This is a genomic window from Kordiimonas sp. SCSIO 12610 (assembly GCF_024398015.1).
Taxonomy (GTDB): Bacteria; Pseudomonadota; Alphaproteobacteria; order Sphingomonadales; family Kordiimonadaceae; genus CANLMI01.
This window is the reverse complement of record NZ_CP073747.1, coordinates 928,644-945,311: the sequence shown is the minus strand read 5'-3', so window position 1 is coordinate 945,311 and position 16,668 is coordinate 928,644. Positions and strand designations below refer to the sequence as shown.

Annotated in this window: 17 protein-coding genes; 9 read left to right on the top strand and 8 right to left on the bottom strand. The window is 49.9% G+C overall.

Features of this window, described 5'->3' with window-relative positions:
- Positions 1-72: 72 nt before the first annotated feature.
- Complete coding sequence (locus tag KFF44_RS04340) at positions 73-1,911, top strand: amidohydrolase (protein WP_255937633.1); 1,839 nt, start codon at positions 73-75, stop codon at positions 1,909-1,911.
- A 14-nt stretch (positions 1,912-1,925) separates the two neighbouring features.
- Here the strand turns inward: KFF44_RS04340 and KFF44_RS04335 are convergent, their stop codons facing one another.
- Both KFF44_RS04335 and KFF44_RS04330 read right to left on the bottom strand, forming a co-directional pair.
- Complete coding sequence (locus tag KFF44_RS04335) at positions 1,926-2,537, bottom strand: hypothetical protein (protein WP_255937631.1); 612 nt, start codon at positions 2,535-2,537, stop codon at positions 1,926-1,928.
- Positions 2,538-2,588: 51 nt separating this feature from the next.
- Positions 2,589-3,176, bottom strand: a complete 588-nt coding sequence (locus tag KFF44_RS04330; RefSeq protein ID WP_255937630.1) for a hypothetical protein — start codon at positions 3,174-3,176, stop codon at positions 2,589-2,591.
- Between the two features lie 163 nt (positions 3,177-3,339).
- Between KFF44_RS04330 and KFF44_RS04325 the strand changes: the two genes are divergently transcribed.
- The 7 genes from KFF44_RS04325 to KFF44_RS04295 all read left to right on the top strand — a co-directional run bounded on the left by KFF44_RS04325 (position 3,340) and on the right by KFF44_RS04295 (position 9,037).
- Positions 3,340-3,969: an HD domain-containing protein gene (locus KFF44_RS04325; RefSeq protein WP_255937629.1), complete on the top strand. Its 630-nt coding sequence runs from the start codon at positions 3,340-3,342 to the stop codon at positions 3,967-3,969.
- A gap of 67 nt (positions 3,970-4,036) precedes the next feature.
- The gene (locus tag KFF44_RS04320) at positions 4,037-4,816 is read left to right on the top strand and encodes a hypothetical protein (RefSeq protein WP_255937627.1); all 780 of its coding nucleotides are present in this window, start codon (positions 4,037-4,039) and stop codon (positions 4,814-4,816) included.
- Positions 4,817-4,828: 12 nt separating this feature from the next.
- Positions 4,829-5,365, top strand: a complete 537-nt coding sequence (locus tag KFF44_RS04315) for an RNA 2'-phosphotransferase (RefSeq protein ID WP_255937626.1) — start codon at positions 4,829-4,831, stop codon at positions 5,363-5,365.
- Positions 5,366-5,377: 12 nt separating this feature from the next.
- Positions 5,378-6,466, top strand: a complete 1,089-nt coding sequence (locus KFF44_RS04310) for a hypothetical protein (protein WP_255937625.1) — start codon at positions 5,378-5,380, stop codon at positions 6,464-6,466.
- A gap of 49 nt (positions 6,467-6,515) precedes the next feature.
- Positions 6,516-7,739, top strand: coding sequence for an erythromycin esterase family protein (locus tag KFF44_RS04305; RefSeq protein WP_255937623.1), 1,224 nt, complete (start codon positions 6,516-6,518; stop codon positions 7,737-7,739).
- Positions 7,740-7,805: 66 nt separating this feature from the next.
- Positions 7,806-8,465, top strand: a complete 660-nt coding sequence (locus KFF44_RS04300; protein ID WP_255937622.1) for a DUF1214 domain-containing protein — start codon at positions 7,806-7,808, stop codon at positions 8,463-8,465.
- Positions 8,462-9,037, top strand: a complete 576-nt coding sequence (locus KFF44_RS04295) for a DUF1254 domain-containing protein (protein ID WP_255937620.1) — start codon at positions 8,462-8,464, stop codon at positions 9,035-9,037. Before KFF44_RS04300 ends, KFF44_RS04295 begins: the two co-directional genes overlap by 4 nt.
- 1 nt (position 9,038) lies before the next feature.
- Here the strand turns inward: KFF44_RS04295 and KFF44_RS04290 are convergent, their stop codons facing one another.
- The 3 genes from KFF44_RS04290 to KFF44_RS04280 all read right to left on the bottom strand — a co-directional run bounded on the left by KFF44_RS04290 (position 9,039) and on the right by KFF44_RS04280 (position 12,633).
- A complete protein-coding gene (locus tag KFF44_RS04290) occupies positions 9,039-10,328 on the bottom strand; it encodes a pepsin/retropepsin-like aspartic protease family protein (protein WP_255937619.1) in 1,290 nt (429 codons plus the stop codon).
- A 185-nt stretch (positions 10,329-10,513) separates the two neighbouring features.
- Positions 10,514-10,693: a hypothetical protein gene (locus KFF44_RS04285; protein WP_255937618.1), complete on the bottom strand. Its 180-nt coding sequence runs from the start codon at positions 10,691-10,693 to the stop codon at positions 10,514-10,516.
- A 200-nt stretch (positions 10,694-10,893) separates the two neighbouring features.
- Positions 10,894-12,633, bottom strand: coding sequence for a DUF885 family protein (locus KFF44_RS04280; RefSeq protein WP_255937617.1), 1,740 nt, complete (start codon positions 12,631-12,633; stop codon positions 10,894-10,896).
- Between the two features lie 571 nt (positions 12,634-13,204).
- Between KFF44_RS04280 and KFF44_RS04275 the strand changes: the two genes are divergently transcribed.
- Entirely contained in the window at positions 13,205-14,602 is a 1,398-nt protein-coding gene (locus KFF44_RS04275; RefSeq protein WP_255937616.1) for a nicotinate phosphoribosyltransferase, read from the top strand.
- A gap of 68 nt (positions 14,603-14,670) precedes the next feature.
- On the opposite strand, the gene KFF44_RS04270 is transcribed toward KFF44_RS04275, so the two are convergent.
- From KFF44_RS04270 to KFF44_RS04260, 3 genes are read right to left on the bottom strand one after another with little or no spacing between them, the layout of a single operon-like run.
- On the bottom strand, positions 14,671-15,321 hold the full coding sequence (locus tag KFF44_RS04270; RefSeq protein WP_255937614.1) for a hypothetical protein: 651 nt from the start codon (positions 15,319-15,321) through the stop codon (positions 14,671-14,673).
- A complete protein-coding gene (locus KFF44_RS04265) occupies positions 15,318-16,214 on the bottom strand; it encodes an ABC transporter ATP-binding protein (protein ID WP_255937612.1) in 897 nt (298 codons plus the stop codon). Before KFF44_RS04265 ends, KFF44_RS04270 begins: the two co-directional genes overlap by 4 nt.
- Positions 16,211-16,603 carry a GntR family transcriptional regulator gene (locus KFF44_RS04260; RefSeq protein ID WP_255937610.1) on the bottom strand — a complete coding sequence of 131 codons (393 nt, stop codon included), beginning with the start codon at positions 16,601-16,603 and terminating at the stop codon, positions 16,211-16,213. Before KFF44_RS04260 ends, KFF44_RS04265 begins: the two co-directional genes overlap by 4 nt.
- Positions 16,604-16,668: the final 65 nt, after the last annotated feature.

Here is a 16,668-nt window from a genome sequence, read left to right as displayed (position 1 = left end):
CAAAAGCGGGGCTTCGGTGTTCAATCATCATGGAGCAAAAGAATTCAGAGCAAATTGATGGGGGAGCATCAAATGGCAAATGCCGCGCCAGAGAGATCGGGAACATCAGAAACACCAGAGGCAAAACAGAAACAAAGCAAGCCCCGAAAACCCGGAATGCTCAGAATATTCGGCCGAATGCTACTCGGCGTTATCGCCGTCATTGTTGCCTATACCGCATGGCAATATATCAAGCCGGACCCCCGTGACACCGAAACCCTGATCCACGCGAAGGGCGTCATCACACTTGATAAAACCCTGCCGAATGCAGAAGCGATTGTCATGCAGCATGGCATGATAAAGGCGGTGGGCGCCTTTGACGAGTTGGCGGCCACCTACCCGAATGCCAAAATCGATGATCGCTACAAGGATGCTTATCTCGCACCCGGTTTCATTGACCCGCATGTGCATATGCTTCTGAGCGCACTTCAATATTCGCTTCCAATGGCGCCGCCGTGGGATCTGGAAACGCCGAATGGCCTTGTTCGCGGCCTCTCAAACCGCGACAGTTTCCTTGGCCGTATTCAGGAAATTGCGGATGCCCACAGCGCAGACGATAAGGATACACCGCTCGTTATCTATGGCTTTCATGATCTGGTGCACGGTGACCTGACCCATAGTGATTTGGATGCGATCACATCAGAGCGCCCGCTTTTTGTCTGGCACTATTCGAGCCATGATTTTTACCTCAACAAGAAGGCGCTTGAGTGGGCGGGCATCACGCCCGATTTACATAACAAATTCGAGGGGGTTGTCCTTGACGCGAACGGTGCGCTAACCGGCCGCGTGTTTGAGGATGCCCTGCCGCTACTCTTTGAGAAACTGCAATCCCATCTGTTTGCCCCTCTTAAAATTCGTGAAAGTATGCTCGGCGTATCCGATATGCTGCGCAGAAGTGGGGTTACGACCGTTGCGGACCTTGGGTATGGCATCCTGAACCGGAGCGCCGAGGACCTGAACATCACCGTCAACTGGTGGTCGGTTGATCATAGCGGTTACCGCCTTTATCTGGTGCCAGAGCACCGCGCCTTCACGCGCGAATTTGGCGATGACCGTGTAGGCACGATCAAAGCCATGCTTGCAGGCGATATTTCAACCCCTGCCCCCATCCTGTCGCAGGTGAAATTTTTCACCGATGCCGCCTTTTATTCGCAGACCATGCGACTGTCAGAACCCGGCTACCTTGGCGGGCAATCGAAAGGAACGCTGGGCCACTGGGTCATCACGCCCGATCGGCTGGCGGATACCATAAAGCCCTATTGGGATGCGGGGCTTGGTGTGCGTATTCATTCAAACGGCGATGCGGCGCAGGCGGCAACACTGGATGCGCTTGAAATTCTGCGTGCGTCGCCCACTGCGCCGAACCCGAATGGTCGTTTTATCATCGAGCATGCTGGTATCGTAATGCCGGATCAGGTGGAACGTGCCGCCAACCTTCAGGCTGGCATTTCCGCCGCCAGCCATTATGTGCATTATCTGGGCGGGGTGTATCAGGATATTTTAGGAAGCGAGCGCGGGCAAAGTATCTCGCCCCTAAAATCGCTGATGAAGCTCGGCGTTCCCACCACGTTGCATTCCGATGCGCCCCTCGCACCGCCCCTTCCCCTTAAGGCCGCGAGCGTGCACATGCTGCGCTCCATGCGCGAAGGGGGTGTGTTGAACGCGGGCGAGCAACTCAGCAGGGCTGAGGCACTTCGCGCCATCACGGTTGATGCGGCCTACGCCCTTGGCTTGGAGGGCGAGATCGGCATGATCAAACCCGGCATGCGCGCCGATTTTACAATACTAGGCGCCAACCCCATGACCGCCGCGCCCAAAGACTGGCCAGATATCGAGATCATCGGCACGATTGTAGATGGCATAGAGCATTGACGAAAAGCCCGCATTTAGTGCGACAATTGATGCGCCCTAAGGTGACGCGTGATCATATAGGTTTGCCAACCCCGCAGAAATAACAAAGCCCCGATCATGACGCCAATTGGATTGGCATCCCAACCGAAAAACAGCATCGCAACATTCAGCGCTATGAGCACGCTACCGAGCGAAATATCGATGGTATGGCTCCAGATTTGTGAACTGCCATTGTCGCGCTCTCGCGCCTTCATTTCCCAAAACCCAAGGCCGTCATCGATTGGCTGGCGTCCCTGCATCCAGCCTTTCACAATGCGGAAATACAGTAGGCTGCTGAGGTTCATAAAGCCAAAAACCAAAGTGAAATACAGAAGGGTGGACAGAAAATTCGCAATGCTTTCCGGACGGTCATTGATGATAAATTGCCAAGCATAAAGCCCGACAAACCCACAAAAAACCAGAATTGCTGCGGTCCCGATGTGTCGGTGAATGCGGGTGGCGCGTTCGGCCTCAGCGGTCGTCGCTTCATAACCGACACCCTGATACCCAAGCCGGAGGATACACATTCCGTTATGGTTTTCCTCTGGGCTTTCCTCAGGGGGTTCCTCAAGCCACGGCGGCGCAAGCTGCTTACCATCCAAAATCATTGATTTTTCCAATCCTTATACGCCGACAGGGCTATAAGCCCGCGAGCACAATCAATCTGATGCCGGATGCGCCTTCCGGTGGTGGATAATCATATAATTCTGCCACGCCAGGGAAAGAAGCACTACCGACAAAATAATGCTAGTTCCCTCTATTTCCCCCCTAAAGAGGAAGGATGTAGCCGTCAGCAAAAACCATACAATCCCCATCCACAAAAACCCGCGATATCCATAGGTTTTCCGGCCATATTGTTCGCGGCGGCGGGCCTTTACTTCCCAATAGCCTAACCCTTCATCCACGGGATCGCGGCGGCCGAGCCACACTTTAACAATTTTGAAAAATACGGCGCTAAGGGCGGGTGAAAAGCATCCAAGTGGAATAAGAAACATCAGATGTATCAGGAAGGTCGCAACTTGATCTGACCTGTCCCGAACAACAATCATCCATATAAACAAGGCAGCAAGTATGCAGAATATCATGATCGAAGGGATAGCCATGCGCTTATAAAGCCTGCTGATCCGCCCGGCCTCGGCCTCATTGACCCTGTACCCAATGCCTTTGTACCCAAGCCGGACAATATAGTTATCCTCCCCGGTTTTGGTTAACCATGGCGGCGATAATTTCAACCCGTCCAGAATCATTGATTTTCCAAATTCCTATCCATGGCTGTTAGAATAAAGGTGCACCCGCGCTCTTACAACTTTAATGTCATAAAATTCTTGTTATCCTAACAATTGCGCCCACACGTCACTTCTGATAGCGTTTGAAGGGATGGGAAGGATTTTGTAAGAGGGAAAATGCGGCATGGACGATATCAAATCACCAGAGACTGAGATTAAATCACCGGATCATGGCGGCGGCAAACGCGCCAAATTCAAGGAAATGATCGAAGGTACGGTTGAGGACTGGGCGATCATCGCGGATCATGCCAAGGATTTTAACAAGGGCCTCGCAAAACGTGTGCTTGATCACCTGCGCCTTTTGGACGGCGATTTCGGTGGCTTCCCTATCGACCGGCTGGAGCATTCGCTGCAAACCGCAACCCGCGCGCACCGTGACGGACGGGACGAGGAATATGTGGTCTGTGCGCTACTGCATGATATCGGCGATACGCTTGGGTCCATGAACCACCCCGATGTGGCGGCGGCGATCCTGAAACCCTTTGTATCCGAGCAGAACCACTGGATGGTGGCGAACCACGGCCTGTTTCAGGGCTATTATTTCTTCCACCATCTGGGATTAGACAAGAACATGCGCGATGTGCACAAGGACCATGAATGGTTCGATTACACCGCAGAGTTCTGCCATAAATACGACCAAGCGGCCTTTGACCCAGCCTATGAAAGCGAATCCCTCGACTTTTTTACCCCCATGGTCGAGCGCGTATTTTCAAAACCAAAACGCAGCATTTATCTGGAAGCGATGAAGGAATAATTCCTGACGCATTGATGATATAGGCAAGATACGACACAGTCATAATCATGTTTAATTGGGGGAAATCATGAACAAGTTTTTTATAGTCAGCATAGGTGCGTCATTGGCCATCGCCAGCAGTGCGAGTGCGCAGGCGCAAGCGCAAGCGCAAATATGTGACAATGCACAAACAAAACTGGAAATATTCCTATCCCCAGAGGACATCAGTGATATCGAAAGTGTACTGACAGGGGAGGTCCTAAAAAGCGCGCAAGGGAATGAAAGCTTTGGCCAACATTTACCGCCAGAAATTTCGTGGGAATATAGAAGGCTAGATGGCAAAATCGATCAAAAATTGGGTGCAGTATATGCCGTAACCTTTGACAATAAAGCGACCAAAGAAAACTGGTATTGGTACTTTGTTGAAGAAAAGAACGAATGCAAAATAAGCGCAATTAGAAAACTTGCTTTGCCTGGCTTAATTTATGCAATGCGTGATCAACTGACAAAATCACCAAACCTTACACCTATCGATGAACAGACCCTTAAAAATCTTAATTTGATTACAAGGCCAGACCACGAACTGAAGGACCACCTAATTTCGAACATTGATGCATTCAATAAACTGGTTGAAAATGCCAAGACAGATATAGCGCAAGCACAGTCCATCGCTAAATCAATGAACTTAAATTATATCGATTTGGATATCGAAACCGGCAATGTGGATGTTAATATTGGCGGCATAACAGATAATTCGGTCGGATACTTTAAGGCACCTCATCCCTCGTCCGTCCCTGCCATGTCACCTGATTCATATATCTATGTCGAACATATCATAGATGATTGGTATATTTACAAAACAACCTAGTAGCCGCAAACCATGACCAACACGACGAAAACAAGCAAATTCCTGAGCTATATTTTACGGCACCGCCCCGATGCCATCGGCCTGACTTTATCGAAGGAGGGTTGGGCATCGATTGATGAATTAATCGCAAAAGCAAAATCAGAGATCACATTAAACCGCGAGATGATCGAGCATGCGGTTACTACAAATGAAAAACAACGTTTCATCCTATCGGAAGACGGTCAGTATATCCGCGCCAATCAGGGCCACTCGATAAAGGTAGACTTGGGCCTTCAGGCAACTGACCCGCCCGATACTCTGTTCCATGGCACGGTTGAGAAATTCATTCCACCCATCAGGGAACAAGGCCTTTTAAAGGGCACACGCCAACATGTTCACCTATCCAAGGACCGCGAAACGGCGGTAATCGTCGCGAAACGCCGCGGCAAACCCGTTATCTTAAAAATCATGGCCAACCAAATGCACTTGAACGGGCATGACTTTTACCTTTCTGAAAACGGGGTTTGGCTCACGGATCATGTGCCAGTGAACTATATTGATTTCGCATAGAGGCCACCACAAATGCATACATTTTATTATCCATTAAAAACGCTCGCTTTGATGTGTCTGGGCAGCCTTTTATTTGTGGTGTCGGGCGGTGGCTTTATCCACGATAGCATTGTTATATTGCAGGGAGTTCAGGAAAATACCTGGCTCATGTCCAGCACTAAATCCTTCAGCATTTTTTCGCTAGTTTTTTTATGCATCATTGGACTTTCCAGCACTGCCTTCTTTGGATCGTGCCTTTATATCGGGGCCATCGAATATTTGATCAAAAGAGTCCCTGCGCTGAAAATATCAAAAGACGGAATTTTCATTGGCACGCTTATTGGGGAAAAATGGATACAATGGTCAGAGGTCGAAGACCTATATATTTACGAGCAGGATACGCCGAACCACGGATGGCTATATAAAAAATTATTCCCCAACCGATCCGGTGAAACATTCTTGTCTGTAACACCGTCGGTGCCAAGGCGGTCGATGCCGTTTTTTATCAAATTCCGCCGTGCAGAGGTTGGGTTGAAGCGCCTTGATGCAACACTAGAGGAAATCAGCGCTGCCATAGAGTTATATGCGCCAGAGCACATTGCCCCAAACAGGCGATTTATGGACAAAGGCGCCATTCTACCGGTGGGGAAAACAATCGCTGCCGAGTATAAGCCCAATAGCTCTGATGCCTTCCCAAAAAACTTCGTCCCCGGCAAAATCATGCGCTTTGGCTTCGCCCTTCAAACGGTATCCACCTCAAATGAAGCTTTGAAATTTATCATCAATAACGAAGCGATAATTCAATTGGTCAATCGGGACGGCAATGTGGTTTTTGAAGAAGTTTTGATGCTGCCTGTTGAATTAGCGGTTTGTGCAAAAAAATGGCTCAATGGTAACCGCGAGGCTGATTTTTACTACGAGTCTATGGATGAGGAGGAACACCCTGTCCTCGCGTTTGAGCGCAGTGGCGATCTTTATAATTTCAGGTCGGTTTGGCCCCATGAACCCTACGACAATATTAGCCGGCACGAGATCGAAGAATGCCTTCAAGCTTTCATCGATGAAGTGAAGAATGAATTCAGCGAAAGAGGGGTAAAAATCCCAACCGAGCTTGATTTATAAGATCCAATATAGCACGATCGACGCTACAAATTTTGCATATGGGGGTATCATGCACACAAAAATTCACACCTTCTGCTTTATCCTCACGTGCCTAGCCTTCATGCCATTGGCGCCATTATCGCCGTTGTTTGCAAACGCCAGCACCCTTGATGCTGCGCTACAGGATATGTGCGACCGCAAAATTATTTTACTCGGGGAAAACGGGCACGGGGACGGAAATTCCCCTGCCTTTAAAACCACGCTTACCAAGCGCCTGGTCAAAGAATGCGGGTTCAACAGGCTCGTGTTTGAAGCAAGCTTTTATGACGGCATGAAGGTGATGCAGGCCGCACGGCTCGGCACCCCCGTTAGCGAGGACATGGTCAAGTCCGCGATGGCGAGCATCCGAAACAATACAAAAGGCATTGCCCCCTTAATCCCGTTCGTGCGCAACCGCGTGCAGGCGGGTACGTTAACACTCGCGGGGATTGATGATCAGATATCGGTATGGGGGTCGTTTTATGCGCTCGGTGACATGGGCCGTGATCTAACGGCATATCTGCCAGAACCACGTGCGGGCCAATGCGAAGCAACCCTAAAGCAGCGGTTTTGGTATCAGTATAGCGAGGATGCGCCCTATGACGAAAATCGGCAAAAACCAGTTTTGACATGCTTGGATGATATCAAGGCCGCCATCCAAAACAAAACGAACAAAACCACCCGCGGTCAAGACTTCCTCGCCGTGATCGCCAGCATAAACCGTCGTCTCGCCCGTGAATTTACGGGTACAAATGATTATAGATACAGGCGTGACCAGTCCATGTTTGAAAATTTCAGTTGGCTTATGGACCGCTTTGATGATGGTATTGATCAGAGTATTGATGAGGGTATTGATCAGGCCAGCAAAACCATTATCTGGACCGTGAATGCCCACGCCGCCAAGGACACAAGCGGATTTAAACCCTTCAGGGACGGCAAAAATATCGGGATCTTGATCGCGGAAAAATATGGGGCCGATCAGGTCTATGCGCTTGGTTTCACCGCACCCAAAGGCACCTACCGTTTTGGCCGCACGGTGAAGGAAATCCCCAAAGCACCAGCAAATTCGCTGGAACATAAGGCGCTACAAAGTGCCAAGGCCCCTGACCTATTCCTGAACAAAGGGCGCTTGCGTGAAATGGGCGCAGTTCCCAGCAACCTGTATATCCATGAACCTGCCGTGAGCGATTGGTCAAAGGCGTTTGACGGCGTTATCGTTTTCGCGCGCGGCAAGCCAACCGAATTAGTTCGCTAATCCCTTGCCATCGCTGTTTTCGGTCATTAGGCTCAATTAGGACGGGAAGCATGGGGAAACACAGGTATGAAACGCATTATTGCTATCATTTCCACGATCACGATTGGCCTTATGGTTGGCGGGGTGTCGGCCCTCTATATGGCGGGATTGGTTGGCGGAAAATCGCCCGCGGCGTTCGCGGATGTGACGAAGGATGATTGGTCTAGCGACTGGTCAATCGGCAGTAAGGCGGCAGACCCCTATGTTCGCGCCCGCGTCGCGCGCCACGGCCTGTTGGCGCTCGCGAAGGAGGAAGCCGTCTATTTCACCCGCGCGGTGGATAGTGAGGGCGCACAGTTGCGAGGCGACTGCACCTATGAACTTGCTGGCACAGGCCAGGATGCCTATTGGTGGTCCATCACCCTTTATGACGGTAAAAGCCGCCTGCCGATGAACAGCGACAATGCGCTTTCGATTGATGCGACGCTGGTTGCAGCTAACTATGAAGCCGATACGAGTTATAATGGCAACTGGTCAGCGATTGTTTCAAACACGCGGCCCAAAAGGGATAAGGGTGATCATGGGGATGCGCTCTGGATATCCAGCAAGGGGGCTGAAAGTTTTGACCTGATGATCCGCCTCTATCGCCCGAGTGACGCCGTGCTTGCGCGCCCAACTGAAACCCTTAACCCGCCCACGATCAAACGATTATCCTGCGGAACCACACGTGCGGGAGATGGCGCATGAATAAAATCACCCTTGCCCTCGTCTTTATCATCAGCGCGGTTGCCGCGCATTACGGCGCGCTTTATCTGGTGCCCGGTGTGATCATGAACCGCACATTCGATGCGATGGAGGGGCGCGGCATCACCACAAGCGCCTTTACCCTCGTGCCGCGTGTAACACCCGAAAACCAAACGGTTGTGCGCCCCTCGCCCGACCTCGCTTATTCCATATGCCTGTTTGATTTCAGGGATAATCAATCGCCCCTGAACATTCATGCGACCCCGTGGCCGCTACAAGAGACTGAGCAGCAAACAGGAAGGCGGGAAGGATATGCGTCCGTATCGTTTTTTGATGCCCGCACCAATAATTTCGCAACGGTTCGTGTCATGGCGGACGGCACAGGATCAAACATAACCTTGATGCCGCCGAATAGTGCTGGAAAATATAACATAGCTGTTCGGAAAGGTTACACGCTGAAGGTCATCGAAGCCCCAACGGAACAAGGCATCATCCTGATCCGCCGCCTCGCCGCCAGCGATAGCGAATATGCAAAAGTGCAGGATTTGGCGAAAACGGATCGCTGCGGGGCTTGACCTAATTAATTGGGCCAAATTTTGCCTGCATATTAACAAAATCAAAGGTTAAACCACCCGCAGCCTTGATCGTATCATTACCCAGAAAGCAATAATCTGTATCTGAATTTTTCCGACGTGCGACCCGCTTTAAAATAATCGGCGTTCCATTCACCGTCAGGGGCAATTCCTTTATTGTCTTGAGCTTTTGGGCACTAGCTTCGCCCAGCAATTGTGCCCGAGTTTTTTTACCTGATTTAAGCTTTAAGGTCTTTTTATACTTTTTGAAAATGTCTTCGGAAACGAAAGAGGATGAGGCACCCGTATCAATCAGGCAGCTATAAACATCGCCTTCAATATGAACCTTAACAAGGGGCTTATGATTATAAATCAATAGGTTTGTATCCAACGGGCTTTTGTTGCTAACAGCAGGGTTAAAGCGCTCAAACCCTTTAATGGTATGACCATCAGCGTCTATTTTCACGCCGCCTAATCTGTAAGTCTCCTGAAAACCAAGAATGATATCGCTAGTTTGTGCAACCCGTTGATCCAGTGCTTTTGCAATCGGAACTGTAACAGGAATATTGATTTGCTCGACATTCCCTAATGTTATGGACTCTAACTGGCTAAAGCCAAAATTACGGAACTCTGCCGAAGGGCCTTGAACCTGAGCCTCCCCAACGGGCGAAAGTCCGAACTTTTCAGCATGACCGCGAGAAAGCACCGTTTGATCACTACCCGTATCGATCAGGACAGATGCATTATTACCGTTGATAACCCCATCAAACAGCATATAGGGCCCCTTGGGGGTTTTATTTTCAAGGTAGGTGGAGGTCTTTGGTTTTATTGTTTGAACACGCCCCTTTTTCACACGTCGTTCCAGTTCCCGAACGAAGGCAGGCGGGAGAAACGATGGCTGATCGGCGGCATAGTTCAGATATCCCTGATAGTCACCTTGCGCAGCAAAATTCAGATATTGAAGTGAGACAACATGTGCCTTCAACCTTTCATCACCCGTCCCGCTAAGAGTTAACTCCGCCTGCGATAACAAGGAGGATGCATGTTCAAAGTCATACGCCAATACCGCAACCTGAGCTCGTGCGAGAACAGCAGTGAGTGATTTATCCTCAGGGGTCAGTGACTTCACATATTGCTGAAGCTTAAAGGCATTTCGTCCCAGTAAAAGCGCACGAACCTGCGGATCAACGGTGGCTGATAAACGGGCCTTGTCATCACTCAAAGCCTGTATGCTATTGATACCGGACGATACGACCGCCACCCACATCAGTGAAACAATTACCTTGAATGTCACTGCCAACCTCTCCCACACTATTGGAACGAGAGAGTAAAGCCCTCATACAGAAGGTAAATTCAACTATTATTCAATATATTTCACGCTTAGGTGTATAATTCACCCACCAACGCCTTGCTATCAGCGATAGCGAATATGCAAAAATGCAGGATTTAGCAAAAACGGATCGGTGTGGAGGGTAGGCATTATGGCCTTTGATGGACAATTTCTGCGAGCTCAAAAAGCGTCTTGTCCTGGTCAATATCATCGAACAAATCAATACTCGTAAGCCACTCAATCAAATAACGACGAACAAGTTCAGGAGAAGGTTTACCTTCATCACACTCGGCACTAATGAACGGCAATCGAGTTTTAAAAAACCACACCCGTTTTTCCTTCTCAACAACCGTCAACCGAACAGGGTGTCCTTCTATGTCAAATGCGAAATATAATACCTCATCAGCTTACCAATACTCCAACTTATAACTCAATTCTTCTTCTGAAAAGAAAATATGAAGGTCGCCAAGGCTTTCCTTATCAGTGTTCTCATTGATAAAGATAGGATATTTAGGTGCTTTCCTATCTATCACTTCTGCCCCTCGATCCATTCATCGACGATTTCCTCAAGCACCGCGATCGCGAGGGAGCCATTGCCGACAACCGTATCATGGAAGGCACGCAGGTCAAATTTGGCGCCCAGTTCGCGCTCGGCCTTGGCGCGCATGGCCTTGATGCGAAGCTCCCCAATTTTGTAGGAAAGTGCCTGCGCGGGCCAGGTGATATAGCGGTCAATCTCTGCCGTAACCTCGCCTTCCGTCAGCGCAGAGCTTGCGAGCATATAATCAATCGCTTTCTCCCGCGACCAACCAAGCGCATGCATGCCCGTATCGACCACAAGGCGGTTCGCCCGCCACATTTCGTACGTCAGGCGGCCAAAATCGCTGTAGGGATCGGTATAGAACCCTGCTTCCTTACCAAGCGCTTCGCTATAAAGCCCCCAGCCTTCACCAAACGCAGAGTGATACAGGGTTTTCCTGAATTCCGGCACATCCAATTCAAGCGCAATTGCGGTTTGGTGGTGGTGCCCCGGCACGCCTTCATGCAGCGATAAGGCCTCAAGGTTATAAAGCGGCTGCGATTTCAAATCCCCCACACTGATGAAATAGGTGCCCGGCGTGCGGCCATCGCCGCTACCGGATACATAATAGGCACCCCGACCCGTCACACCCCTGATTTCATAGGTATTGCGCGCAAGGCGGCCAAAAAAGCGCGGCATTTGGCCGTCCATTTTCTTGGCGATAAAGGCTGTTTTTTCCAAGAGTTCCTGCCCATCTTTCGCGAAAAACCGCGGGTCGGTACGCAGGAAATTCAGAAATTCCTTAAAACTGCCGTCAAAGCCAACCTTGCGGATAATGGCATCCATTTCGCCCCTGATGCGCTTCGCTTCGGCGAGGCCCAATTCATGGATTTCCTTCGGGCTCATATCGGTCGTGGTGAAATAATTAATCAGATACTGGTAATAGGTATCACCGCCCTTAACGCTCGTAATACCAATATTTGTGCGGCATTTGGGCATATAGTCTTCAGTGAAAAATTCAAGGAGCTCGCGGTAGGCGGGGATAATGCTGTTTTCAACCAGTGCCTTGCCCTTCGCAGCCAAATCCTGCTTTTCTGCGTCAGTCAGGTTCGCCGGAAAAACAGTAAACGGGTGATACAGGTTGCTTTTCACCGCATCGTCCACCACATGCATGCTGATGGTGTTTTCATACCCTTCCATCGAAGCGCAATAATGGGTGAACCCGCGCTCGATCGCTTCTTTCAAAAGATCAATATTTTCGCGGTTATAGCGCGGGAAATCCGCAAGGCTGATCAGATAGCGTTCATAATCAGCGGCGCTTCCAAACGCCATATTGAAGGGCGCGTTCGCGAAATAGGTATGATAGCCAAAGAGCCGCGTGATTGGGAATAAATGATCCGGCTGTCGGTAGCTTTCGGCCTCGGTTTCGCGCTCATATTTGAAAAGTTTGTAACTGATGCGGTCCTGGCCCTTAAGCTTGCTTTCATCAATTTTTGCAAGGCGCGTCAGCATATCCGCATTAAACGCCTGCCGCCGCGCGCGGGCTTCAGAAGAAAATTCCGCAAGCTTACCATTCGGGCGGTAGGCATCCGGGTCGGTTCGGAAAAAGATTTGTTCCTTATTCGCGCGTGCCCAGTGGTCTTTCAACAGGGCATCAAAATCCGCCTTATCATCAGCATAAACATCCCCAAAAACAGCACTACCCGACAGCGCAATCGCCGCAACACCCAACCCCAATTTTCTGATCATCTTCCGCTCCCAAAATGAAATTCAGATGACTATAAGGTCAAACTGTGAGGGATGGAAAGCATGTTCTTCTCAATAAGATCAGTTGAAACGAAATCACAACCACGGCGGCGGCGCCGATGCGGTGGTTAAAAAAGCACGGCTATTATTTGCGGGTGAATAACCTACTCTGTCACCCCGTGACTTGATCGCGGGGTCCAGCAGCGCGTTATATCATACAAAACAGTGTTCCTGGATTCCGGATCAAGTCCGGAATGACGGTTGTGGTTGGTTCATCATTTTCGGTTCTGTCATCATTCTCGCGCCGGCGGGAGTTCATGACCGCGCTTCATCCAATGGCCCGTTCAGATATCCGTTCAGAGGTCTATCCAGAAATCCACCCTGTAATCAGCCCTATGATCTACCTCATTACCAGTTCTGGAATCCGTCCCGAAATCCACGCTGTGATCCATCCCTATTTTCACGCTATCCAAACCAATATCCAAACGCGGCAAAAGAGCGATAGACGCCCCCTAAATTTCCCCTTATATGAGTAGCGAGCATGAAGGCTAAGGAGCGCCGAGGAGAGGCAAGCGTGGCAAATATAATTCTGGATACAGACAGCTACAAGCACAGTCACTATCTGCAATATCCGCCGAACACCACAATGGTCAGTTCCTATGTGGAAAGCCGGGGCGGCAAGCACCCTGCCACCATTTTTTTCGGGCTTCAGGCATGGCTTTTCAAGGTTTTGAAAAATCCGGTCACGCTTAGTGATGTTGATGATGCGGCATGGTTCTGTAACCAGCACGGCATACCCTTTAACCGCGCGGGGTGGGAACATATCGTGCGCCAGCACGGCGGGTACCTGCCGCTTGAAATTGAGGCCGCACCCGAGGGGGAATTGATCCCCACAGGCAATGTGATGCTTCAAGTCAGGAACACAGACCCCGCCTGTTATTGGGTGACCAATTTTGTTGAAACAACGCTTTTGCGTGCAATATGGTACCCGACCACGGTTGCGACCAATAGTTTCTATGCCAAGAAAACAATTCTGAAGTATTTAGCTGAAACATCAGACGCAGACGCGGAAGCAACAGCCCAGTTTATGCTGCATGATTTTGGGGCGCGCGGTGTCTCATCGGAAGAGAGCGCAGCGCTCGGCGGGTTAGCGCACCTGATTAATTTCCGCGGTACCGACACCATGAGCGCGCTTGTCGCGGCAAAACGTTATTATATGGAGCCGATGGCCGGATTTTCCGTCCCCGCATCCGAGCATAGCACCATGACAAGCTGGACCAAATCCGGCGAGGAAGCAGCCTACAGCAACATGCTGGAGCGCTTCGCCGACAGCGATATTATTTCGATCGTCGCCGATAGCTATGACATTCATAACGCAGTCGAAACCATTTTCGGGGAAAAGCTGAAGGCAAAAATCCTTGAAAATGCTAAACATGGCACCCGCCTGACCGTGCGGCCCGACAGCGGTGACCCTGTGGAAACACCGATCGAAATCATCAAACTTTTGATGGAGAAATTCGGCGCCACCACCAACAGCAAGGGATACCGCGTATTGCCGGACCATGTGCGGGTATTGCAGGGCGACGGGATCACACCCGACACCATTGGTATTATCCTTGGCCGGATTAAGGAAGAAGGCCTATCGGCAGAAAATATCGTCTTTGGCATGGGGGCCGGCCTGTTGCAGCAATGTAACCGCGACACCCAGAAGTTCGCGATGAAATGCTCTGCCGTTGAAGTGGACGGCGAAATGCGTGACGTGTTCAAGGACCCGGTCACCGATAAGGGCAAAACGTCAAAACGCGGCGTCCTGAAACTGATCCGCGAAAACGGCACCTATAAAACCGTGCGCGCCGATAATGCAGAAACCAAAATGGATGAAAATTACCTGCGCCCCGTTTACAGGAACGGTCAGATGCTGATCACCGATAGCTTTGAGGCCATCCGCCGCCGCGCCTTTAAAGCGCAGTAAAAGGCTATTTAAACAGCAACTATGAAGAGGCTTTAGTGCCTCTTCTTCCCTCCACTAATCTACTTACCTTAAACCAAATCGGCCTTGCCACGCTGCGATAAAATAGTGCACGCCACCAAAAGGCTTACCGTTATCAGTTCAATGATTAAAATAAATGAGCCACTATAAGCTTCCAACAATTCCACATAGGTTAAACTCTTTAGATAGAGATCAGCGACAATTGCAATTGTTATCATCAGCCAACCAAGCGAATTCGTGATAACAGCCATCATCAGTGCCGCGCAAAACCCAAGAACCAGCAATGCATGCAACGAGGACACAAACAAAATTGTTACAAAATCAAAGCCAAGCATTATACCGGTAATACCAATCGATACAGGCAGAATCAGCCACACCATAAGAAACAAAAGAAGGCTCGCAGCAGTCTTGGCCGTTACATAATCAATGAAGGATATGGGAAGCCCAAAGCTGAAAGGCGTCCCCCCCTGCATTCGCTCCTTCAGGACAGACACAATCAACAGATGAACCCCAAAGGCAACCACCGTGACCTGCTGTGCAACTAGAAACATGCCACGCGCGCTTAGACGCATAAGGCCGCTCGCGCCAATAAGATAAAAGACCGACCCCACGGCCAAGCCGCCGAGCAAATATTTTATCGCAAGCATGCGGTAAAGATAGATATCCTTGGCGATTAACTTCCTGATCATCACACTATTCATGCGGCTGTCCTTTCCTCAGTGCTACTCTGTCTGCTATTAAAAATCTCTTCGAGCGTCATGCGTTCAACGGCCTCGATCTTGCCGCCACTTTCCTGCAAGACCTTGATGGTTTCATCTGAAAAATCGGAACTGATACCAACCGCAAGCGAACCATTTGCACGCATTAATTGGAAACCTTTAACTAGAGACAATTGTCGCTGGCTGGACAGTCGAAGCCTGATGCGCCGCCATCGATCCAGAAAATGCGTTGTATCCTGATTAACACTCAAGCGGCCTTTTTCCATCAGGCAGATTTGATCCGAAAGGCGCTCCACATCCTCCATATGATGGGAAGAAAATAATATGCTGCGATTCTCTTCGGCAACCACATCCATCATGGCAGAGATCACTTCCTGCCTGGCAACAGGGTCAAGCCCGGTCATGGGTTCATCCAGTATAAGAAGGGAAGGCTTGCGCGCAAAAGCCAGAAGAAGCGATGCCTTTATACGTTCGCCGCGCGACATGGCGTTTGGCTTCATTTCCACCGTTAGGGCAAAGCGCTTTAATAACAGCTCAGCATAAGCATGGTCCCACGCAGGATATACAGAGGCCGAAAAGCCCATATGCCATCCCAAATCAGCATCACCGTAAAGTCCCATATCCTCGGATACATAACCAATATGCGCCTTCGCCGCCGCGTGCTCGTGCCGCATATTATGGCCTAGCAAGTGAATACAGCCGCTATCTGGTTGCAGAAACCCCATCAACAGACGAATGAGGGTGGATTTCCCCGCACCATTTTCGCCGATCAGGCCCATCACCTGCCCTATTTTCAGCTGGAGGCTAATCGTATCCAATTGAAATCCTTTATGATTTTTTGACACATTATCACAATCAATCATTAGGTTGGTCATGATGCCTTCCCCTCTATACCTGTGTGGAGCTTACGTAATTTTTCTTCCAGTTCCGGAAGCGGCATTGACAGCACATCAGCGATTTTTATCGCGGCTAAAAGGATGCGATCCAATTCCTCAATCAAGTGCGCGCCCTGCCCATCAGCGCGATCGGCAACGAAGCAGCCCTTACCATGCTGAACATTGATCACGCCTTCCGCTTCCAGATCCTGATAGGCGCGTTTTACCGTGATCACACTAACCTTAAGCGCAACCGCCAGTTCGCGGATGGACGGCAATTTCATACCCGCAGGCCAATCGCCAACCGCGATCCGTTCCTTAATACGGATCGTGATTTGTTCATACATTGGTCTGCTGTCCGCCTGTGACAGGCTAAAATCAATCGTCATATGCTCACCTGTATATACTGTGTATATTGATATATACATTATATACACTTGTCAATAGCTGATTG